The 21,363-nt window shown below is 69.1% G+C and carries 17 protein-coding genes, 1 tRNA gene and 1 pseudogene; 11 read left to right on the plus strand and 8 right to left on the minus strand.

Features of this window, described 5'->3' with window-relative positions; genetic code table 11:
• Positions 1-20: 20 nt before the first annotated feature.
• From OG552_RS21520 to OG552_RS21565, 10 genes are all read left to right on the plus strand, one after another.
• Complete coding sequence (locus OG552_RS21520; protein ID WP_329140985.1) at positions 21-674, plus strand: 4Fe-4S binding protein; 654 nt, start codon at positions 21-23, stop codon at positions 672-674.
• The gene (locus OG552_RS21525) at positions 671-1,258 is read left to right on the plus strand and encodes an NADH-quinone oxidoreductase subunit J family protein (RefSeq protein ID WP_329135355.1); all 588 of its coding nucleotides are present in this window, start codon (positions 671-673) and stop codon (positions 1,256-1,258) included. The genes OG552_RS21520 and OG552_RS21525 overlap by 4 nt, the downstream gene beginning before the upstream one ends.
• On the plus strand, positions 1,258-1,635 hold the full coding sequence (gene nuoK, locus OG552_RS21530; protein WP_329135357.1) for an NADH-quinone oxidoreductase subunit NuoK: 378 nt from the start codon (positions 1,258-1,260) through the stop codon (positions 1,633-1,635). The genes OG552_RS21525 and nuoK overlap by 1 nt, the downstream gene beginning before the upstream one ends.
• Positions 1,632-3,620 (plus strand): NADH-quinone oxidoreductase subunit 5 family protein, encoded by a 1,989-nt coding sequence (locus OG552_RS21535; protein ID WP_329135359.1) that lies wholly within the window; start codon positions 1,632-1,634, stop codon positions 3,618-3,620. Before nuoK ends, OG552_RS21535 begins: the two co-directional genes overlap by 4 nt.
• Before the next feature lie 7 nt (positions 3,621-3,627).
• Positions 3,628-5,244 carry a complex I subunit 4 family protein gene (locus OG552_RS21540; RefSeq protein ID WP_329135361.1) on the plus strand — a complete coding sequence of 539 codons (1,617 nt, stop codon included), beginning with the start codon at positions 3,628-3,630 and terminating at the stop codon, positions 5,242-5,244.
• Positions 5,244-6,776 (plus strand): NADH-quinone oxidoreductase subunit N, encoded by a 1,533-nt coding sequence (locus tag OG552_RS21545; RefSeq protein ID WP_329135363.1) that lies wholly within the window; start codon positions 5,244-5,246, stop codon positions 6,774-6,776. Before OG552_RS21540 ends, OG552_RS21545 begins: the two co-directional genes overlap by 1 nt.
• 122 nt (positions 6,777-6,898) lie before the next feature.
• A complete protein-coding gene (gene htpX / locus OG552_RS21550) occupies positions 6,899-7,759 on the plus strand; it encodes a zinc metalloprotease HtpX (RefSeq protein ID WP_329135365.1) in 861 nt (286 codons plus the stop codon).
• Positions 7,756-8,148: a YccF domain-containing protein gene (locus OG552_RS21555; protein ID WP_329135367.1), complete on the plus strand. Its 393-nt coding sequence runs from the start codon at positions 7,756-7,758 to the stop codon at positions 8,146-8,148. The genes htpX and OG552_RS21555 overlap by 4 nt, the downstream gene beginning before the upstream one ends.
• Before the next feature lie 94 nt (positions 8,149-8,242).
• Positions 8,243-8,701 (plus strand): peroxiredoxin, encoded by a 459-nt coding sequence (locus OG552_RS21560; protein WP_329135369.1) that lies wholly within the window; start codon positions 8,243-8,245, stop codon positions 8,699-8,701.
• A 116-nt stretch (positions 8,702-8,817) separates the two neighbouring features.
• Complete coding sequence (locus OG552_RS21565; protein ID WP_329135371.1) at positions 8,818-9,453, plus strand: hypothetical protein; 636 nt, start codon at positions 8,818-8,820, stop codon at positions 9,451-9,453.
• Positions 9,454-9,488: 35 nt separating this feature from the next.
• Here OG552_RS21565 and OG552_RS21570 read toward each other — a convergent pair whose 3' ends face one another.
• The 4 genes from OG552_RS21570 to OG552_RS21585 all read right to left on the minus strand — a co-directional run bounded on the left by OG552_RS21570 (position 9,489) and on the right by OG552_RS21585 (position 13,019).
• Positions 9,489-10,982, minus strand: coding sequence for a WXG100 family type VII secretion target (locus tag OG552_RS21570; RefSeq protein ID WP_329135373.1), 1,494 nt, complete (start codon positions 10,980-10,982; stop codon positions 9,489-9,491).
• A gap of 4 nt (positions 10,983-10,986) precedes the next feature.
• Positions 10,987-11,820 carry a hypothetical protein gene (locus OG552_RS21575; RefSeq protein WP_329135375.1) on the minus strand — a complete coding sequence of 278 codons (834 nt, stop codon included), beginning with the start codon at positions 11,818-11,820 and terminating at the stop codon, positions 10,987-10,989.
• Positions 11,817-12,128 (minus strand): hypothetical protein, encoded by a 312-nt coding sequence (locus tag OG552_RS21580; RefSeq protein WP_329135377.1) that lies wholly within the window; start codon positions 12,126-12,128, stop codon positions 11,817-11,819. The genes OG552_RS21575 and OG552_RS21580 overlap by 4 nt, the downstream gene beginning before the upstream one ends.
• Before the next feature lie 402 nt (positions 12,129-12,530).
• Entirely contained in the window at positions 12,531-13,019 is a 489-nt protein-coding gene (locus tag OG552_RS21585; RefSeq protein WP_329135379.1) for a YajQ family cyclic di-GMP-binding protein, read from the minus strand.
• Positions 13,020-13,239: 220 nt separating this feature from the next.
• Here OG552_RS21585 and OG552_RS21590 point away from each other — a divergent pair.
• Positions 13,240-13,321, plus strand: a tRNA-Tyr gene (locus OG552_RS21590).
• A 470-nt stretch (positions 13,322-13,791) separates the two neighbouring features.
• Here the strand turns inward: OG552_RS21590 and OG552_RS21595 are convergent.
• The 4 genes and pseudogenes from OG552_RS21595 to OG552_RS21610 form a co-directional block, all read right to left on the minus strand.
• Positions 13,792-13,983 (minus strand): annotated as a pseudogene (locus OG552_RS21595) (transposase); the annotation flags it as partial.
• On the minus strand, positions 13,941-14,246 hold the full coding sequence (locus OG552_RS21600; protein WP_329135381.1) for a transposase family protein: 306 nt from the start codon (positions 14,244-14,246) through the stop codon (positions 13,941-13,943). The pseudogene OG552_RS21595 and the gene OG552_RS21600, both read right to left, overlap by 43 nt.
• A 155-nt stretch (positions 14,247-14,401) precedes the next feature.
• The gene (locus tag OG552_RS21605; RefSeq protein WP_329135383.1) at positions 14,402-14,749 is read right to left on the minus strand and encodes an Imm8 family immunity protein; all 348 of its coding nucleotides are present in this window, start codon (positions 14,747-14,749) and stop codon (positions 14,402-14,404) included.
• Positions 14,746-21,249, minus strand: a complete 6,504-nt coding sequence (locus OG552_RS21610; RefSeq protein ID WP_443070994.1) for an RHS repeat-associated core domain-containing protein — start codon at positions 21,247-21,249, stop codon at positions 14,746-14,748. Before OG552_RS21610 ends, OG552_RS21605 begins: the two co-directional genes overlap by 4 nt.
• Between the last annotated feature and the right edge of the window lie 114 nt (positions 21,250-21,363).

Raw genomic sequence — 21,363 nt, forward strand, 5'->3', positions numbered from 1 at the left:
TGGCCGTCACGCTGCGGACGATGACGAAGCGTTCCGTCACCGCCCAGTACCCGGACGCACAGCCCGAACTCGCTCCCCGCACCAGGGGGGTGATCGCGCTCTTCGAGGAGAACTGCACGGTCTGCATGCTGTGCGCCCGCGAGTGCCCGGACTGGTGCATCTACATCGACTCGCACAAGGAGACGGTGCCGGCCGCCGCGCCGGGCGGGCGCGAGCGCAGCCGCAACGTGCTGGACCGGTTCGCGATCGACTTCTCGCTCTGCATGTACTGCGGTATCTGTATCGAGGTGTGCCCCTTCGACGCGCTCTTCTGGTCACCGGAGTTCGAGTACGCGGAGACCGACATCCTGGACCTGACCCACGAACGCGACAAGCTGCGGGAGTGGATGTGGACGGTGCCGGCGCCCCCCGCGCTCGACCCGGCGGCCGAGGAGCCGAAGGAGATCGCGGCGGCCCGCAAATCGGCGGAGAAGGCAGCGGAGAAGGCGGCAGCCGCCCGCGCGGCCGAGGCGCCCCCGGCCGGCGGCCCGGCTGAGGCACTCCCGGCCGGCGGCCCGGCTGAGGCGCCCCCGGCCGAGGGAACCGGCTCGGCCGGCGGTGCCGGCTCCACCGACGCCGGCGGCCCGGCCGGGGGCACCGGTTCCGGCGGCGCACCGGGGGAGGACCAGACGTGAACCTCAGCGCCGCGGCCCACCACCCCGGCTTCCTCTCCCCGACCGGCGTCGAGATCACCTTCGTGCTGATCGGCCTCGCCGTCCTCGGCGCGGCCGTCCTGACCGTCACCACCCGGCAACTCGTGCACGCCGCCCTGTGGCTGGTCGTCGCCCTCGGCGGCCTGGCCATCGAATACCTGCTGCTCACCGCCGAGTTCATCGCCTGGGTCCAGGTGCTGATCTACGTCGGCTCGGTCGTCGTCCTGCTGCTCTTCGGACTGATGCTCACCCGGGCGCCCATCGGCCGTTCCCCCGACGCCGATTCGGAGAACCGCTGGGTGGCCCTCGGCGTCGCGGCCGTGGCCGCGGTCACCTTGGTGTGGGTGGTCGTGGACGCCTTCCGGTCCACCTGGATCGACCTGCACGGCGTCGTGCGGAGCTCGTCCCGTGCCACCGGCGAGAGCCTCTTCCGGCACTGGGTACTGCCCTTCGAGGCCCTGTCGGTGCTGCTGCTCGCCGCCCTGGTCGGCGCCATCGTCCTCTCCCGCCGCGACGGCACCGAGGGTGCGGCCGGCGCCACCGGCGCCCCGGGCAAGGAGAACTGATGCACCTCGCCTATCCCGCCGTGCTGGCCGCCCTCCTCTTCTGCGTCGGCGTCTACGGCGTACTCGCCCGGCGCAACGCGATCCTCGTCCTGATGTCCGTCGAGCTGATGCTCAACGCGGTCAACCTCAACCTGGTCGCCTTCGACGTGTGGCTGCGCGACAGCCTGCACGCCGGACAGGCGCTCACCTTGTTCACCATCACCATCGCGGCCGCCGAGATCGGGCTCGGCCTGGCGATCGTGCTGCTCGTGTACCGCAACCGCGGCAGCGCCGACATCGACCGCCTCACCGCCCTGGCCGACCCCGAGGGGCCCGCCGCGGCCGATCCGCCGGGTCCGGCGGCCGACGACGACGAGAAGGCCGAGGCCACCGCGTGACCCTGACCGCCCTTGCCACGCTGGTCCCCCTCCTCCCCTTCCTGGGCGCGGCGGCCGGACTGCTGCTCGGCCGGCACGCACCCGGCTTCGTACGGCCGCTGGCCGTGCTGCCCACCCTCGCCGCCTTCGTACTGGCCGCGGTGGTGGCCGGCAAGCAGGGCACCGGAGCGCCCACCGACGCCGCCCACCGGCTGACCGCGACCGGCTCGGTCCCGATCGACCTCGCACTGCACCTGGACGGCTTCTCGGTCCTCATCGCGGTCCTCGTCGGCCTGGTCGCCACCTGTGTGCAGCTCTACTCCGTGTCCTATCTGCGCGACGACCCGCGCTATCCGTCGTACACGGCGCTGGTCTCGCTCTTCACCGCCGCGATGTTCCTGGTGGTCTACTCCGGCGACCTGATGGTGCTGCTCGTCGGCTGGGAGGTCATGGGCATCTGCTCGTACTTCCTGGTCGGGCACTACTGGGAGACCGAGACCGCCAGGTCGGCGTCGATCAAGGCGTTCCTGGTCACCAAGCTCGGCGATGTCCCGTTCCTGATCGGGGTGTTCGCGCTCGCCGCGGACGCGGGCAGCTTCCGGATCAGCCGGATCCTGACCGCGGCCGCCCACGGGCAGCTGCACCACCCCACCCTGGTGGCGCTGCTGCTGCTCGCCGGGGTGGCCGGCAAGTCCGCGCAGTTCCCGCTGCACACCTGGCTGCCGGACGCGATGGCCGGCCCCACCCCGGTGTCCGCGCTGATCCACGCGGCGACCATGGTGGCCGCCGGTATTTATCTGGTGGCCCGGCTGCTGCCGGTCTTCACCGCCTCCGCCGCCGCGCTGGCCGTGCTCGCCGCGATGGCCGCCGTCACCATGATCGGCTCGGGTCTCGCCGCCCTCGCGCAGGACGACATCAAACGGGTGCTCGCCTACTCCACCATCGGCCAGCTCGGCTACATGGCGGGCGCCCTCGCCGTCGGCAACCGCGACGCCGCCGTCTTCCACCTCCTGTCGCACGGCGCCTTCAAGGCGCTGCTCTTCCTCGGCGCGGGCGTCGTCATCCACGCCGCCGGCACCAACTCGCTGACCGCCATGTCCCGGATGGGCTCGCTGAGCAAGCGGGTGCCCGATGCCATGTGGACGATGGGCATCGCCCTGGCGGCACTGGCCGCCCTCCCGCCGCTGTCCGGCTTCTTCTCCAAGGAGTCGGTGCTGCGGGCCGCCGAGCACGCCTCGGCCGGCGACACCGCGCACGTCCCGGCGGCGGTCGGCTGGACCGTCTTCGTGGCGGGCCTGGTCGCGGCCGTCCTCACCGCCGCCTATGCCGCCCGGCTCTTCCTGCTCGCCTTCCGCGGCAGCGGCCCGGAGACCACCGACCACGGCAGGCAGCCCGTCCCGATGACCGCGGTGCTGTGGGTGCTGGCCGTCCCCACCATCGCCTTCGGCGGCCTCGCCTACCGCGAACTGCCCGACTGGTTCGGCGACGCGCCGCTCGGCCCGACCCTGATCACCTCGGTGCTCGGCACCGGACTCGCCCTGGTGGGCCTGCTCGTCACCTACGGGGCCTGGAAGGCGTCCGCCGCCACCCGCCGGGCGGTCCCCTTCGGCGCGGTCGTCGTCGAGCCCGCCGACGCCGAGCCGGAACTGATCGAGGCCGAAGCCATCGCCGAGCACGAGGAGGTCTACGGCGACATCGCGGCGGCCGACGACCCGGGCGACCCCGGCCGGCTGCTGCTCGGCCCGCTGCACCGGCACGCCGCCCGCGGCTTCCACCTCGACGCCGTCTACGCGGCGCTCTTCGTCCGCCCGGTGCTTGCCGCCGCCGACCTGGTCCGCTTCCTGGACCGGGACGTGGTGGAGACCTACGTCCGCGGGGTGGCCGGCACCCCGCGGCTGCTGGGCGCGGCTGTCCGCAGGGCCCAGAACGGAAACATCCAGACCTACCTCAGCGCGCTGCTGGCCGGTGCGGTCGTCCTCGCCGTCCTCGTCGCCGTCGGAGCGTGAGATCCCGTTGAACGACACCGCTCTCCAGTACGTCCTCGCGGCGATCGTGGTGCTGCCGCTGCTCGGCGCGCTCGGCGCCCTGCTCCCGCCCCCGCCGGGACTGCGCGGCCGCGACCCCGGCCAGGCCGTGCTCCGGCACGGCGTGACCGTCACCGGCGCCGTACTGATCCTCAGCGTGGTGCTCGCGGCCGGCTTCGACCACGACCATCCCGCGAGGATGCAGGCCACCACGGATCTCAACTGGATCCCCGCGCTGAAGATCCACCTCCACCTCGGCATCGACGGCATCTCGCTCCCCCTCCTCGTGCTCTCCGCGCTGCTGACCTTCCTCTGCGCGCTCTACTCGTACTTCCACCCGCCGGTCGCCCGCCGCGACCCTGCCGAGGAAGCCCCCGGCGCGACCCCGACTGACGGCAGCCCGTCCCCGAAGGCGTTCGTCGCCCTGCTCCTGCTGCTGGAAGCGGGCACGCTCGCCACCTTCGCCGTGCTCGACCTGATGCTCTTCTTCCTCGCCTTCGAGATGGTCCTCATCCCGATGTACTTCCTCATCGCCCGCTGGGGCGGCGGGGACCGCGAGCGGTCGGCGCTGCGCTTCATCGTGTACACCCTCCTCGGTTCCGTGATCATGCTGCTGGGCCTGCTGCTCATCGGTGTGAAAGCGGGCACATTCGACATGGTGACACTCGCCTCTGACAATGGGTCACGGCTCAGTCACTCCACGCAGTTGATCGCGGTCCTCGCCATCGGCCTCGGCCTGGCCGTGAAGACCCCGATGTGGCCCCTGCACAGCTGGCTGCCGGACGCCCACACCGCCGCCCCGACGGTGGGCTCGGTGCTGCTCGCGGGCGTGCTGCTGAAGATGGGCACGTACGGGCTGGTCCGGATCGCGCTGCCGATGGCACCCGACGGCATGCGCACCTTCGCCCCCTACCTCGGCGCGCTCGCGGTGGTCGGCATCGTCTACGGCTCGCTGGCCTGCCTGGCGCTCGCCCGGCAGGGCAACGGCGGCGACCTGAAACGGCTCATCGCGTACTCCTCCGTCGGCCACATGGGCTTCGTCCTGCTCGGCATCGCCTCGATGAGCCCCACCGGCGTCAACGGCGCCCTCTTCGCCAACATCGCCCACGGCCTGATCACCGGCCTGCTCTTCTTCCTGGTCGGCGCGGTCAAGGACCGCTACGGCTCCAGCGACCTCGACCAGCTGGCCGGCCGCACCGGCGCCGCGCTCTACGGCCGGGCCCCGCGGCTCGGCGGCCTGCTGGCGTTCGGCGCCGTCGCCTCCCTCGGCCTGCCGGGCCTGGCCGGCTTCTGGGGCGAGATGCTGGCGATGTTCGGCGCGTTCAAACCCGCCGCCGGGCTCTCCCGGCCCGCCTTCCTCACCTTCACCGCCGTCGCCGCCTTCGGCACCCTGCTGACCGCCGGTTATCTGCTGACCGTCGTCCGCCGGGTCTGCATGGGCGACCGCGAGACCGCCCACACCCAGCCGGTGCTCGCCGACGTCCGCGGCTACGAATTCGCCGCGTGGACGCCGCTGGCCGCCCTCACCGTCCTGGCCGGCCTGTGGCCCGCCGTCCTGCTGGGCCTCACCGACCCGGCCGTACGCTCCCTGCTCGGAGGCAACTGATGCCGTCCCTCGTGCAGTCCGTCGACTGGGTGGCGCTGACTCCGGTGGTGATCCCGGCCGCCCTGGCCGTGGTCGTGCTGGTCGCCGACCTCTTCCTGCCGCCGGCCCGCAAAGCGCTGCTCGGCTGGGTCACCGCCGCCGGCTTCCTGGCCGCCGGGCTGACCCTGATCCCGCTGCGGGACGGGCAGCGCAGCACCTTCTGCCAGACCGGCGGCGCACACTGCTCGTACGCCGCCGATCACTTCGCGCTGGTCGTCCAGGTGCTGGTGCTCGGCGGGGCGCTGCTCACCGCGCTGCTGTCGCTCGCCACCGAATCCGCAGAAGGCAGCCAGAGCCCGCCACCGGGGGAGTACTGGTTCCTGCTGCTCTCCTCGGCCGCCGGCGGCGCGCTGCTGCCCGCCTCCCGTGACCTGGCCACCCTGCTGGTCGCGCTGGAGGTCACCACGCTGCCCGCCTTCGCCATGGTCGCCCTGCGCCGCGGCGACAAGCTGGCCAGTGAGGCCGCGCTGAAGTTCTTCCTCTCCTCCGTCACCGCCACCGCCGTCTCCCTGCTCGGCATCAGCTTCGTCTACGCGGCCACCGGCACCCTCAACCTGTCCGCGGTCGCCGACGGCCTCACCCACACCCCGGCCCAGTTCGACCACCTCGCCAAGGCCGGCGTCGCCCTCACCCTGGTCGGCTTCGCCTTCAAGCTGGCCGCGGCCCCCTTCCACTTCTGGGTGCCGGACACCTACGCGGGTGCCCCGCTGCCGGTCGCCGCCTATCTCTCGGTGGTCGGCAAGGCAGCCGGCTTCTCCGGGCTGATCCTCGTCACCGTGGTCGCCTTCCGCCCGTACGACACCGTGTGGGGCCCCGCGCTCGGCGTCCTGGCCGCCCTGACCATGACCGTGGGCAATGTCGGCGCGCTCCGGCAGCGGCCCGGCAGCGAACGCAGCGCCGTCCGCCTGCTGGCCTGGTCCTCCATCGGCCAGGCCGGCTACCTGCTCGTGCCCCTGGCCGCCGCCTCCTCCGCGGACAGCCCCGCGCACGCGATCGGCACCACCGTGGCGTACGCCCTGATGTACGGCGTGGTGAACCTCGGCGCCTTCGCGGTCGCCGCCCTGGTGACCCGTACCGCCCCGCACGGGCGGCTCACCGACTACCGCGGCCTGTACGCGACCCGCCCGCTCGCCGCGCTCGCGCTCGGCTTCTTCCTGCTCTGCCTGGCCGGGCTGCCGCCCGGCGTGATCGGCCTCTTCGCCAAGGTCGCGGTCTTCTCCTCGGCGGTCGGGGAGCAGCACGGCTGGCTCGCGGTGATCATGGCGGTCAACGTCGTCATCGCGCTCGTGTACTACCTGCGCTGGACGGCACTGCTCTTCGCCGGCCGCGAGGAGCCCGCTCCCGGGGCGCCGGCATCGGACGCCTCCGCCTCCGCCCTCGCCCGTACGCCCGTCGGCCTCACCGCGGCCATCGCGCTGACCGCGGTCGCGGGCATCGTGCTCTCCGGCGCCCCGCAGATCGTGCTGCGGTACGCCCAGGGCTCGCTGCTGTAACAGCGGGGACGGTCGCGCTGCGTGCGCACCAGGGAACCAGGGGCGCTCAGGTGGCGTTGACCTGGGTAGGAGGTTCTCCTGAAGGGGGAGGTTCCCCCGACGCAGAGTTTGGAGGGCGCACCGTGCACCGCCGGCACAACGGGCTGAAGACCGCCGTACTCCTCGGCGGTCTGTCCGCACTCATCCTGGTCATCGGCAGCTTCTTCGGCCGGACCGGGCTCATCGTCGCGCTCGTCATCGCGCTGGGCACCAACGCGTACGCGTACTGGAACAGCGACAAGCTGGCCCTGCGGGCGATGCGGGCCAGGCCGGTGAGCGAGTTCGAGGCACCGGTGCTCTACCGGATCGTGCGCGAGCTGTCGACCGCCGCCCGGCAGCCCATGCCACGGCTCTACATCTCGCCCACCGAAGCCCCCAATGCCTTCGCCACCGGGCGGAACCCGCGCAACGCCGCGGTCTGCTGCACCGAGGGGATCTTGCGGATACTCGACGAGCGTGAGCTGCGCGGAGTGCTCGGCCACGAGCTGAGCCATGTCTACAACCGCGACATCCTCATCTCCTCGGTGGCCGGGGCGCTGGCCTCGGTGATCGTCTTCCTGGCGAATTTCGCCTGGCTGATCCCGATCGGCCGCTCGGACGACGACGACGGCCCCGGCTTCCTCGGCGTGCTCATGCTGCTGATCCTCGGCCCGATCGCCGCCTCCCTGATCCAGCTCGCCGTCTCCCGCTCCCGGGAGTACGAAGCGGACGCCTCCGGCTCCCGCCTCACTGGTGACCCGCTCGCGCTCGCCTCCGCGCTGCGCAAACTCGACGTCGGCACCAAGCAGCTGCCGCTGCCGCCCGAGCCCCGGCTGGAGACCACCAGTCACCTGATGATCGCCAACCCGTTCCGGCCCGGCACCGCGTCCAAGCTGTTCTCGACCCACCCCCCGATGGCTGAGCGCATCGCGCGCCTTGAGGAGATGGCAGGTCACCCCCGATGAAGACGATTCTCAACATCATCTGGCTCGTGCTGTGCGGACTGTGGATGTGCCTGGGCTACTTCCTGGCCGGACTGCTGCTCTGCATCACCATCATCGGCATCCCGTTCGGCATCGCGGCCTTCCGGATCGGTATCTACGCCCTGTGGCCCTTCGGCTACACCGCGGTGGACCGCCCGGACGCCGGCGCCGGCTCCTTCGTGGGCAATGTGCTCTGGGTGATCCTGGCCGGCTGGTGGCTCGCGCTGGGCCACATCTTCACCGGCATCGCGCTGTGCGTCACGATCATCGGCATCCCGTTCGGCATCGCGAACTTCAAGCTGATCCCGCTGTCCCTGATGCCGCTGGGCAAGGAGATCGTGCCCTCGGACGCGCCGTTCGGCGTCCGCTGAGCCCGGTCCCGCGAAGGGGGGGTGGGTGCGGAGCACTTTTCGCCGGGCCCGTACGTTCATCTGCCATCCGAGTCAGTAGCACCAGGAGATGGCGATGAGCCTGCAAGTCGGCGACAAGGCACCGGACTTCACCCTCCCCGACCAGTCCGGAAAACCGGTCGGCCTCAGCGAGAAGCTGGCGCAGAAGGTCGTGGTCCTCTACTTCTACCCCAAGGACAACACCCGCGGCTGCACCGCCGAGGCGTGCAGCTTCCGGGACAGCTACGAGAGCTTCACCGACGCCGGCGCCGAGGTGATAGGCGTCAGCTCGGACTCGGTGGAGTCCCACCAGCAGTTCGCCGGCCGCAACGACCTGCCGTTCATTCTGCTGGCCGACACCGACAAAGCGGTCCGCAAGCAGTACGGCGCCACGACGCTCGGACTGGTCCCCGGCCGGATCACCTTCGTCATCGACCAGGAAGGCGTCATCCGGCACACCTTCTCGTCCCTGACGAACTTCGACGGGCACGTGCAGGAGGCGCTGGCGGTCGTGAAGCAGCTGCAGACCGCCTGAGAGGGCCGCTGCTAGGGTCCCCTGGACGATGCCGGGGGCGGCCGAGGGGACTCAGCGCGGCCTGCGGCTCTTCAGGCCCCACCGCACGCGGCCGGTCGACCGAGGGGGAGCATCCCGTGCCCGCAGACCTGTACGAAGGCGCGCTCAGCGACCCGGCGACCCGTGCGGCGTGCCGCAGGCCACGGCGTACGGCCGCCCTCCTGCTGTGGCTCTCCCCGTCCCTGATCGTGGCGTACGCGGTGGCCGGGGCCCTTCTGTCATGGCCCACCTGGCCGGCCGCGCTGCTGGCGGTCCAGCTGATCGCGGTGGTCGTGACCGTGCCCGAGTGGCGCAAGCGGGTCAGGCGGTACGAGCGGATCCTGGCGGTCTACCCCTGGCAGTCACACCGTGGCGCGGCCCAAGTGGCCCAGAACGGCACGGTGTTCCTGCGGCTGCCGGACCCGGAGAGCCCCGGCAGGCAGGTCAGCGTCCGGGTCCGCCGCCCCTCGGTCCGCCGCTGGCGCCGGATCGCGGCGGCCGGCCCCGAACAGGAGATCTGGTTCGCCGGTGACCCCAGGATCGGCGGAGTGGTGGCCCTGCCGGGGCCGAGCCGTATGGCACTCGCCCTCCAGGGCGGGGCGGCGGGCGGCGCCGAGCGGGCGGGGCGGGCCGAGCCGGCCGAGGGGGCCCGGGGCGGTGGGCCGGGGCTGCGGGGCGCGAGCGAGGACGCGGTGCTGCGGGCGCGGGCGGCGGGTTTCGGGGACGGGGTGTAGGGCGCCGGGGCGGGGTTGCCGTCGGCCGCTCGCTGCTACGGCCTGGCGTACTTCGCGGCGGGCAGCAGGCCCGGCTTGTAGCCGACGCCGGAGCCGCCGACCCCGGTGGCCGTGCCGATACCGACCGCCTGGACATCGAACGTGTCACCGAAGAAGACCGCGCCGACGGCCTGCTTGGTGACCGAGGTGACCAGCCCCCTGGTCGCACCGATGACGGACTTGCCCGGTTCCACCCGGCCGTTCATCGCCATGGTCAGGTCGCCGAACCGCCGCCGGGTGGCGGACGACATCTCCGACACGGGCATGCGGTAGACCAGCCGCGGGATCTTCGAGAAGCCCTTGTCGATCAGCGGGCCGGTGCCGGCGCCGATGACATTGCCGGTGAGGTTCTGCAGGAAGTTCTGCCGGAGCTTGTCCCAGCCGCCGTTCATGACGTCCTTGAGGCTGTCCTTGCCCATGCCCTTGGCGAACGCGAAGCCGATCTTCTGGAACCCCTTGAGATCCTCGCCCATCCGCCACACCTTGATGACCCCGGCGAACCTCCGCTCCGCCCTCGCCACCTTGAGGGCCAGCCCCAGCTCCTTGCCGATCTCTCCCGCCTTCGCGAGCATCGCGAGCTTGCCCACCATCGGTACGCAGTCGAGCGCGGCGAACAGCAGATCGCCCCAACCCGCCTTCCCCCGGGCGAATTTCACGATCGTGTCGGCCAGGATCAGCAGCGCCGCCACCAGCACGATCAGCGCCAGCGGGCCGCCGACGAACAGCAGCACGATGCCGCCGATCGCCACCACCCACTTGGAGACGGTGATGAGGAAGTCCCATGACCAGGCGGCGGCTTCGGCGAGCTTGTCCCAGAACCCCTTGTTGTGGATACCCGCGTTCGACGCCTCACCCAGCTTCGCCCTGAGGGTGTCCACCGCCGTCCCGTGGTTGTCGCGCGCCCTCGTCGCCTTCGTCCGCAACTCCGCCAACTGGGCCTGTATCCCGGCGACCTGGCCCGCGACCTGATTCTGATGGGCGCCGGCCTGCTGCACGTTGCGGGTGGCCTGGCGCACCTTCTCCGGATCCGGGGGCGGTACGTTCCCGGCCGCCGGCGGGTGGTCGAGCTTCGACCTGGCGGCGGTCGCGGTGGCGGCGGCGCTCTTCGCCCGCCCCAACTCGGCCTGCTTCGAGGCGAGATCGCCACGCAGGATGCGCGCTTGCGACAACGCGCCGTCGGCCGCGGACTGTTCGAGCTCCACCGCCCTGGCGAAGGCGATCAGCGCGTCACCGGCCGCCCCGTAGGAGTCGTGCAGCTTGGCCAACTGCCCGGGGAGCCGGCCGATCTGGCCGCGGAAGGCCTCGGCGGCCTTGCCGTTCCACTCGGTGAGGGCGTGGTCCTTGGCGGCGTTGTTGAGCAACCCCTGGGCGGTGGCGATGTCCTCGGCGAAGGTCTGGAAGCGTCGGCCCTGCGCCGTGATCTCGTAGACGTCGCCGGGGGTGGGGTCGCCGTCGAGGTCCAGGTTGTGCCAGTCGGTGGGGCGTGCCATCGCGTCAGTCCACCTTCTTGGCGTCGGGGTGGGGGTCGTGGTCATGGTCGTGGTCATGGTCGGGGCCGGGGGCCTGCTGTGCCCGCGAGTCGTCCGCGGGCAGGAACCGGAAGGTCTCCGAGATGCCGTCGAAGAGCTCCAGCATCGGTTCGGCCAGCTGGAGTTGGGCGGTGGCCGCGCTGATCACGGCCACCCGGGGGTCGCGGCCGGGGAAGGGGACGTAGGTCTGCATCATGACCATCCGGGCGAGCCGGTCGTCGTCCGGGATCCGTACGTCCTCAATGCCCTCGGTACGTACCGCCTGGCCGGCGTCGGGCAGGTCCACCAGGCGCACGCGGCGCCAGGGGTCGGTGGGGCGGCTGCCGGGCGGGACCGGGGAGAGCGCCGACATGATCGCGCCCAGGCCGCCGCCGTCCGGCCGCCCGCCGCTCTCGGCCGCCACCACGGCGACGGTCAGGCTCGCGGTGAGCGGCGCTTGCTCGTCCACCTCGGCCATGGCACCGAAGTAGAGCACCCCGCCGTTCCACGCCTCGTCGGCGACCTTGCGCAGGGTGCGGGTCAACTCGGCCCGCTTGTCCGCCAGTTCGGGCCGCTCCCGGACCCGGGCGCGGACCACGTCCCGTATCGACCGGTCACGGGTCGCCGGGTGGATGTCGAACTCGTACCAGGAGCTGGGGACGAGGATGTTCACGGCGTGTATAGGGCCGGGGTCGAGGCCGGGGTCTGGGGGTGCGGCGGATGCGGTGGCGGCCGGGCGGGCAGCCGGGCCGGGGGGTGGACCGGCGGCCCGGCCGGCGGAGTCTTCGGCAGGGCCACCGGCGCCGGTGGAGTCGGTCACGTGCCGTCCCCTTGGTGCTTGAGCAGCGCGTCCTTGAGGTCCTGGTCGGTCCTGGTCAGCTTCTCCACGACCGCGTCCGCCATCTTGACCACGCTGTCGATGCCGCCGTCGATCTCCTTGCGGCCGTCCCGCCAGCCGTGCAGGAAGCCGTCGAGGGCGTCCTGGGCGGCGCCCGAGCCCAGCTCCCCGTGCCCGAGCGTCCGGTCCACCTGGCCGGTGTCGTCCATCCGCTTCTTGATCGACCGCAGCCCGGTGGCCAGGTCGCTGAGGCCGATCAGGCTGACCGTGAGATCGCCTTTGGAGGACATGCGCGTACTACCCCGTTCCCCGTGGGCCGGCTGCCCCGTCGTGTCCAGCCGACTGTGTCAGCAGCCTATCGGCGGGGTGTTGACGGGGGTCAAGAGCACGTCATGTTCCGGCGGCGGGGAAGGGGGTCCCGGCGGGTCGGGGGCGGGGTGCCGGTGAGGCCGGGCGGCGCCGTGGCGGGGGCGGGGCAGCGGGGCGTTGCGGGTCAGCGGGGAGGCACCGTGGCTGGACGAGCCCCGGGACGTTGCGAGGCGCCGGACAGGCACTGTGGCTGGACGAACCCCGCGGGGTCATCGCGGGTCAGCGGGCCGACGCCATGGCTGGACGAACCCCGCGGGGAGTCGTGGGGCGGCGGCGGCCGGGGCGGAGGGGTTGCGCCCGCCCCGGCGACACGTCCGTCACGGTCAGCGGTAGTTGACGAACTGGACCGCGAAGTCCAGGTCCTTGCCCTTGATCAGGGCCTGTACCGCCTGGAGGTCGTCGCGGCTCTTCGAGCTGACCCGCAGCTCGTCACCCTGGACCTGGGCCTTCACACCCTTCGGGCCCTCGTCCCGGATGATCTTCGCGACCTTCTTGGCGTTGTCCTGCGAGATGCCTTCCTCGATCGAGGCGAAGATCTTGTACTCCTTGCCGGAGAGCTGCGGCTCACCCGCGTCCAGCGCCTTCAGCGAGATACCCCGCTTGACCAGCTTGGTCTCGAAGACGTCCAGGATCGCCTTGACGCGCTCCTCGGAGTTCGCCTCCATCAGGATCTTCTCGCCCGACCACGAGATCGACGCCCCGACGTTCTTGAAGTCGTACCGCTGGGAGATCTCCTTGGCGGCCTGGTTGAGGGCGTTGTCGACCTCCTGCCGCTCGACCTTCGAGACGATGTCGAAACTGGAGTCGGCCATCTTCAGTGGGCTCCTTGGCTGTGTTCGCTGTGGTTCTCTGCGTTTTCGGGGGTTCCATCACATCCGCGGCCCACCCGGGGCCACCCCGCCAGCCTAGCCACCTCACCCGCCCCCCACCCCGATCAATCCAGTGGCGAACCACCCCTCCGGATCAGGTATCGTTTACCCCGTCGCCAAGGACCCCCGCCACCAGCGGACCCCGTCCCTGGCGTCATCCCATGGCGGTATGCCCGAGTGGCCAATGGGAACGGACTGTAAATCCGTCGGCTCTGCCTACCGTGGTTCGAATCCACGTGCCGCCACACCCCTTGAGGGGCCAGCGACCAGCGTTTTGCTGGACGCGGGCCCCTCAGTCGTTTCTGGCGTTCGAATGATCGAAAGTGGCTCAGGTGCCACGCTGTCTCACTCCGGATCGGGCGACGCTGGTGGGGCGACCTCTACGAACTGTGCCCGGACGACCTTAGAAGTTGTTGTCTTTCCGAGCTTGAGGACTGCGTTTCCGCTGGTCAGGCATAGGGGTGGCGGTTCTGTGGCAGTGGTGATCTGTGGTGTCGTCGCTCCGGTGGAGGTCAGGGATGCCGTCGGTCGTGGGACTGCTGGAACAGCGCGAGTGCGCCGCTCGCCGTCGTGTGGACGAACTGCGCGAGGAGGCCGATCGGATCCAGGCCGAGCTGGCCGTGGCCGAGCGGGATTGGAATGAGTGGGTCGTTGCTTGCTCGCGTGTCGGCGAAGTACTGGCCCCTGGCGACGGTGGCGTCGCCGGTCTCCGGGCTATGTACAAGATCGCGTCCACGATCTGCCGACGCGGGTGCTTCTCCCGCCGCCCGCCCCTCGAACCCGTACGCGGCGAAGGCAGCAACGGCTCGACCAGGGCCCATTGTTCATCGGTCAGATCGGACGGATAACCCCGCCCCGCACCACTCACACCCAGCCCAACGAGCCACCCGAACAGCCGACACGCCAGATCTCAAACGCGCTCTCAGTCAACAACCCCCACCACTCGGCAAGCTCATCGAGACTCCTGGCTCTCCGGACGACCGCACAGGCGCACACCAGCAGGATCGCTGTCAGCGAGTACCACCGGCCCCGCCGGGCGCGCGGGTCGGGCACCGGGTCCAAGTAGGGACGAAGACCAGTGGTCCGGCGGACATCCAGAGAACCCAGCTTCACCAACACGGCAGGGACGCGAGAAAATGTAGCTGCAGGCACGCGCCATCTCATGATCATCGGGCTTAGACACCACAAATGATCACCAAGCCCGTGCCTGCCCCATTATGCACCACAACCGATAACAACCCTACCGGCCGCACGCCTCCGGAGCTTGCAACCGCCCTGGCTAACTGGACGACAGGATTCGAGCCCGCGACCCACCGATCAGGCAATTAGTCCTCGAACTCTATCACTCCGAATTTTCCTAGATAAGCAGCAAGCTCACTCCAAGAATTCCGTTCCGGCCTCTCGATTGATCTTTTCAAAAAATCGAGAATCTTCGGCATCTTGGGCGAGTTGACAATTACCAGCCCTCTCCCCCACGTAATGCCACCCTCTCTCTCGACTTGACGCTCCATGTTTCGCGGCGTACAAACGACGAACTGCAGAGATTCTTCGCCTTCACCGTCCGAAGGACCGATTAGCGCTTGGATCAGGAACGCGAAGTCCTCGGGGTCGCTCGGGCGAAAGTCGTCAAGATCCACGTCCGCACTGATGAAGTGGCGTACCGAGGCCCTCACTCGGCCTCCTCAATGTTCAGATGAGCGTCGGCCTGCCATTGCTTCTCGGGGACTACCCGCCATTCAAGGTTCGCCTGGTAACCAGGGCCGCCGTATTCCGCTGGCCTGTTCGGCTTAAAGGACGGCGGGCGGTATTGGCGGAGTTTGTCCTTGCTTATCATAGTCCTTCCATCTTTGGCCAACCTGTACCCTGGCCCAACCCAAGCCGCGCCCATCATTTCCGCCTCCGCCTTACTGACTGTGCCAACACCCGACATACCCTTTTGACGAGCAGCATCACTCAACATTCTGGCCAGCTCCACTTCGCGTTCGACCGAAACCGCCCCGGGGACAGCCAGTTCGCCGCCTACGCCATATTCTCCACCGGCAGCAAGATAGGCGGCTTCCGAACCGTTCTCTTTTGCAGCCTTATAGACGTCGGAATCCGTATCCGCACCAAGAGCGGCTGCCCATCTGTCAAACTGGTCGGCGTCACCGCTACTGCAGAAGTCCGAGTCGGCCCAACAAACGGGGTTTGCGATATCGGATATCTCGTCGAGAGCATTGCCGATTCCGACGAGCTTCCCCATGACTATACTACGCAGGGGATTGTGCGGCTTTTTGCGGGGTTTCGTATTCGCAGTGAATTGCTGGACATAGTAGCTGACCCCCTGCTGGAAGGAAAGCTGCTCGTATTTTGGCGTCGCCTGACCATGGCTGTCCGTGTACCCCTGGTCGTGGTACCAATCATTCAGTCCTTGAGCAGTCCCGAATCCGAGCCCCGAAGTGTCATCGTAGAGCATCTGCCCGGAGGGATCAGTGAAGGTCGCAGGGTTGTTATCGGCGTAGGCATAGCCGTTGAGCGACTGTGAGTCGGTGGTGTCGAGGAGGGGGTCGACGCTGATGAAGCGGCCGGTGGTGGGGTCGTATTCGCGGGCGCCGATGTAGGTGAGGCTGCTGGTGGGGTCGGTAGCTTTGCCGAGGAATGCCTTGTCGTCGGGCCAGGTGCCGGTGCCGCCGGTGCGGGGGGCGCCGAAGGGGGTGGTGTAGCGCTTGGTGACTGCTTGGGTGTTGCTGTCCAGGGCGAGGCTACTTGTGCCGTGCTGGTCGGCAGCGAGCCAGGTGAGGGTGTTGGTGCCGCTCTGGTTACTGCGCAGAGCGATGGTGAAGCTGCCGACGGTGTAGTAGCGCTGGGCCCAGTATTTGGCGGTGGAGGTGGTGGTGTCGAGGTGGACTTCGGTGTTACCGAGGTAGAGGACGCTCTGGCCGCTGGTGTTGCGGCGGATGAGGAGATTGCCGTCGGCGTCGTAGATGTGGCTGGTGGTGCTCTTCGTGGCCCCAGCGCTCGACTTCTCGGTGAGGGTGTCGAGTTGGCCCTCGGGTGTCCAGGTGAGCGACTGCGTGTCGGTGCCATTTGGGCGCGTTGTGGTGTCTCCGGCGTTGTCGTACACATAGGTGGTGGGCGCGCCGGTGCAGGTAGCTGCCGAGGCGACACTGGTGAGTGCGTGGGGACGTGCCGGGTTGTAGCAGTACGTGCTCAGCGCGCTGGTACCGGTGGTGCTGTGGCTGGTCTCGGACGTGCGAAGCCCTGCGTCGTTGTAGGTGTAGGTCGTCCAGTAGGGGCTGGGGCCGCCGAGGTTGGCGGTGGTGCGGCCGGTGGTCGCGCAGTCGGCGGTGGCGGGTGTCCAGGCGTCGGTCAGGCGTTTGTAGCCGTCGTAGGTGAAGCACTGGTTGTCGGCGGTGCTGGTGCCGCCGAGGGTGGTGTGGTCGTAGATGTGGGTGACGTTGCCGGAGTCGTCGTAGCCGTAGTTGAGGTCTTGGTCCGGGTAGCTGTGGGTCTGGTCGGTGACGGCCGACTCGGTGAGTCGGTCGGTCCCTTCCTGGTAGGTGTTGGTGATGTAGGCCTTTTTGACGCCTGCGGCCGTTGAGATGCCGAGGGTCAGCTGCTGGGTCTGGCCGATGTCGTTGTATACGGCGCCGAGGAGGTAGTTGCTGGCGCCGCTGACGTCGGTGGGCAGGCCCAGAGCGTTGTAGTGGGTGTTGACGATCTCGGCGTTGAGGCCGCCGGCCGCGGGTTGGTTGATGTACTGCTGGGTGCCGTCGAGGTTGTAGTAGGTGGAGGTGGTCAGCTTGCTGGTGACGGCGCCGGAAGTGACCATCGGGTCGGTGGCGGGAAGGTCGATTTCGGTGGTGGTGGGCCGGTCCAGGCTGTCGTAGGCGGTGACCTTCTGGGTGTAGGCCGTACCGGTGGTGCCACCGATGTAGCGGGTCGAGGAGTCCAGTTGGCCCTTGAGCAGAGTGTCGTAGGACCAGGTGGCGATCTTGTTGGCGTTGGTCTGGGAGGTCTGCCACTGGTCGGTCTTGCGGCCAAGGGGGTCGTACGCGTACAGCAGCGTTTTCTGGCGGGAGTCGGTGGTGGAAGCCACCTGGTCGAGGCTGTTGTAGGCGGTGGTGGCGGTGCCCTTGTCCGGGTCTGTCACTGAGGTCTGGCGGCCGAACAGGTCGTAGGCGTAGGACCACTGGGCATCGGGGCTGTTGACGGTACTGGGCTTGCCGTCGCGGGTGTAGGTGAAGGTGGTCGAGTGGTAGGCAGCCCCGACGCCCGCGCCGTAGGCGGTGTCGGCGGGGTCGGTGCCGGAGTACTCGCGCTGTTCGGTGGTGCGGCCGAAGATGTCGGTGATGGTGCGGGTGGCAGAGCCGCCGGTCAGGGCGGTGGTGGCGGTGGAGTCACCGGTGTAGCTTGTGCTGCTCGTCCATGTCTTGTCACCGTAGATGTACAGGCTGCTGGTGGTGGGGCGCCCGACGCCGTCGAAGACGGTCTCCGTCTGCTTGGGCGCTCTGCCGGACTCGGCCCGGGCGTAGGCGCCTGAGGGGTTCGCGGTGGAGTCGAAGACGTCGGCGTACGTTTCGTAGGCCAGGCCGCGGCTGTCGTAGCGGGTGTCGGTCAGCAGCCGGCCGCCGTTCGCACCGGGGGACTGTGTCTGCAGGGGGCGCAACAGCGAGTCGTAGATCGTATAGGTGGTGTTGTAGACGTCATTGCCCCTGATGGTCGACGTGGATGTCCACGGTGGGGCCTCGTTGGTGACGTGGTAGGCGTAGGTGTAGTTCGCGCCGTCGCCGCCTCCGCGCGAGCGGTTGGGCAGCCAGACGGCGGTGACCCGGCCGAGAGCGTCGTAGGCCGACTCGGTGAGCTTGGTGTTGACGTCGGCGGACATCACGGTATTGCCGCGGGCGTAGTCCAGGTACGTGAACGTTTTCTGTGTTTTGGCGTTGGTGGTCGCGATCATGGTCAGGGGGCCGGCACCGGTCGGGGTGTAGGCGGTGCTGGTGGTGTTCCCGGCCGCGTCCGCAGCAGACAGGATCCGGCCGAGTTTGACAGTCGCGTCGTCGTACGTGGTCTTCGTGACGGTTTGCCAGGAGGTGGGGTTGCGCTCCCCGCCAGTGGCTGTTGCGGGGTAGGCAGAGGCACGGCCGGTCCAGGTCGCCTCGCCCAGCGTCGGGGTCTGGGAGGCAGACCACGCCGTCGCGGCGGTGTTGTCGTAGGCGATGCCGTTGTCGGAGATGACGTCGCCGCGGTTGGTGCTGTCGGCAGGCAGCACAAGGGCGGTTTCTGCGGTGGAGCAGACGTGGCTGGTGGTGCGGGTGCGGGAGACCAGGGAGGTGATACCCACGGCGGTGTTGCGGGCGTACCAGGTGCGGGTGCAGGACTCGTCGCCGTTCAGGCCGAGTTGGCCGGAGTCGTTGACCTGGGTGGGCATGCCGTAGCTGTCGTAGGTGGTGTTGACGCTGTGGGTGCGCCACCCGGCGGTGGCGGTCAGGTACGTGGATGTCTGGGTCTTGGCGGTGCGGACGTAGTACGCCTTGATGTTGGCGTAGGACTTCTGCTGCGTGGCAGTGTTGCTGGACCACGGGTCGTTGAGGGTCACCGAGACCGGGGTGGTGCCGTCGTAGGTGACCTGCTCGCGGGTGAATCCGGCGTACTGGTTGCTGTCGGTGATGTTCGGCACGCTCAAACCGGTGAAGCTGACGCCCGCTGCCTGCACGGAGCGGGTGGTGCCGTCCTTCTGTTTGTCGCCGTCCATGCCCTGCATGTACACCGACACGGTCTTGGACTGTGTGTCGCTGGATACGCCGGTGGTAGTCGTCACGGTGCGGTAGCCGCGCCAGACGGACCAGGTGCGCTCGTCCGCCGGGGTCATGGGGTCGTCGTTGTAGTGCCAGGCAGGCCCGGAGTAGGAGTAGGCACTCTCCATCGTCTGGCCCAGCGCGGTGGGGTCGGAGGTGACCACGGCCAGTACCCGGTACTTGTGGAACCAGTCGATGGACGCCTCGGTGGCACCGTTGATGTGCCAGTACACCGGGTAACAGCTCTTGGTGTCGTTGTCCTCGGCCGCCGGCATGTTCGAACCGCGTACACACTCGGGATCCGAGAAGGTCACGCTGGTGATGGCACCGGTCTCGGTGGTGACGCTGGCGATCCGCGGCAGGTTCAGCGGGAGGATGTCATCGGTCGGGGCATCGACCCGGTTCGCGCGCATCTGGTACGTGAAGGTCACCGGGTCAAGGGTGATCGGCGTACCAGTCTTGCCCGTACGCTGAATCGACTTCAGTGTGAGCGTCTGGTCGGAGCTGTCGCCGATGTCGCCCGGGTCCAGGAACTGCTGGGTCAGAGCCCACGAGTCCACGGCGGTGTAGGCGGCCGGGCTGGCGGCCGCGTTCCAGGCGAAGGTGCTGATGCCGGTCAGGCGCTTGCGAGTGAAGAACGCCGGTCCGGTCGCATGGCAGTCCGCACCGGAAGCGCAGATGGAGTCGAACGGCACATCCGGCCAGTTGGGGGCGGTTGTCTTGGTCAGCGAGGAGCAGTCCGCGGCGGTGCACCGCTCGGCATAACTGAAGGTGACCTTGTCCGACGCGGTGCCGGTGAACAGGGTGTCGGAGCGCTGTCCATAGAGGATGTGGTCGAGGTATCCGCCGCGGGTGTAGGAGGCGGTGCCGGTGGTGGCGCCATTCTTGGCGTAGTAGTTGGTTTCCGGGGTGTACCAGTACGACATGGCGTTGCCGTGCAGGTCCACGACGTAGTCCAGGTTCCACCGCCATGCCTGGTTCTTGGCTCGCCCAGAGAAGCTGGTCCCGGAGGAGTAGCCCGGTTCGCCGGAGTCGTCGCCGAACACCGGAACGGTCCAGACCGAGTTGGTGGCGTCGCTGGCGCCGGCTCCGGGGAGCTTGTTCAGGCCGAAGACGTACTTGGTGCCGTCTCCGGTGGTGACGGTCCAGTACTCCCCTGCGCCGTCGATGCCCGTGTCGCCCTCGTCGCCGTTGTTCGCGCCGGTGGAGTGGGTCACGGTGGAGGCGTCGTCGTCCTTGAGCCGCCAGGTCCCGGTGGTGTCGTCCTTGACCAGTTCGGTCGACTTTCCGTTGAGGACCAGAGAGGCGTTGTCGTACTTCCAGCACTCGTCGAACTTGCCGGTCTGCCCGTCGTCGTCGCAGGTTGCGTAGGAGCGCTCAACGTACGAGGAAGAGCTGAGGTCGAAGCCTTCACCGACCTGGGTGCTCTGGTTGTTCGTCGAAGCGGTCTTGCCGTCCGTGCTGCCCGAGTCGTAGGACAGGGCCAGGTCCGGGGCGGGACCGGCCGCCGCGGGCGGGGTGCTCATCGGGTAGGACCACGTGAACGATCCCGAAGAGCCGCCGGCAGCCCAGGTGGATGACGCGGACAGCGGCGAGGCCGTGTAGTTACCGGCGCCCGACGAGGATTCCCCCGATGCGGCAGCCAGCGCCAGCACTGCGGCAGACGAGGCGGCTTGCTTCGGCAGACTGACCTGCGCGGTGACGGACTGCCCGCTGATGCTGTTGTGGGAGTTCAGCGGGGTCTGCACACGGCAGGCAGGCTTCTGCGGGGTGGTCAGTGCGCAGGTCGGCAGCTGCACCAGGCGCAGCCGACCCGACCAGCCGCCTCCATTGGCGGAGGCGAAAGCGGAGTAGTCCACGCTCAATTGGGCGCTTCCCGCATCCGCTGCAGCCGCGGTCAGCACCACCCCGTTGACCCCGGCCTTCTGAGCCTCCTTCTGGCTCAGAACCCGGACCTGAACCTCACCGGTGGCGCGCGTGCTGCCTTTGCCCTGTGTGATGGTGACGGGCAGTCCCCCAGCGGTCAGTTCCGTCGGTGCACCGGGGGTGATGTGGCCTGTCGCCAGTGCTTCCGCCGGCCAGGCCGCCATCTGCTCGGTCCGAGCCCTTTTCGCCTGTGCGGTGTTGGTGGCCTTACCGCTGGTGACCCGTGCCCGGGCGGTGTTCGCGCCCAGTTTGGTGACCGGGTCGACCTTCACCGAGCGCGATTTGGGCAGTGCCGGCGCGCCGAGCCCCCCGCCGCTGTCAGCGGCGGCCACCGGGGCCGCCAGACCGACGGGGACCACCAGGGCCACGCACAACGCCGCGACAAGCGGCACCCGGCGCCGTCGGCGGACCCCGCCGGGGACTTGTTCACGTAGCGGAAGCAGGACCCCGCGGATGAGGGTGTTCCTCATCCACCGGGCTCTCATACGGGCACTCACAGCCAGGCCTCCAAACCCATCGGATACACGGCGTAGACACGCACGTACGCACTGAGACCGTTGCCGGACAGCGCACGTGCCGAAAAG

The organism is Streptomyces sp. NBC_01476 (assembly GCF_036227265.1).
Taxonomy (GTDB): Bacteria; Actinomycetota; Actinomycetes; order Streptomycetales; family Streptomycetaceae; genus Actinacidiphila.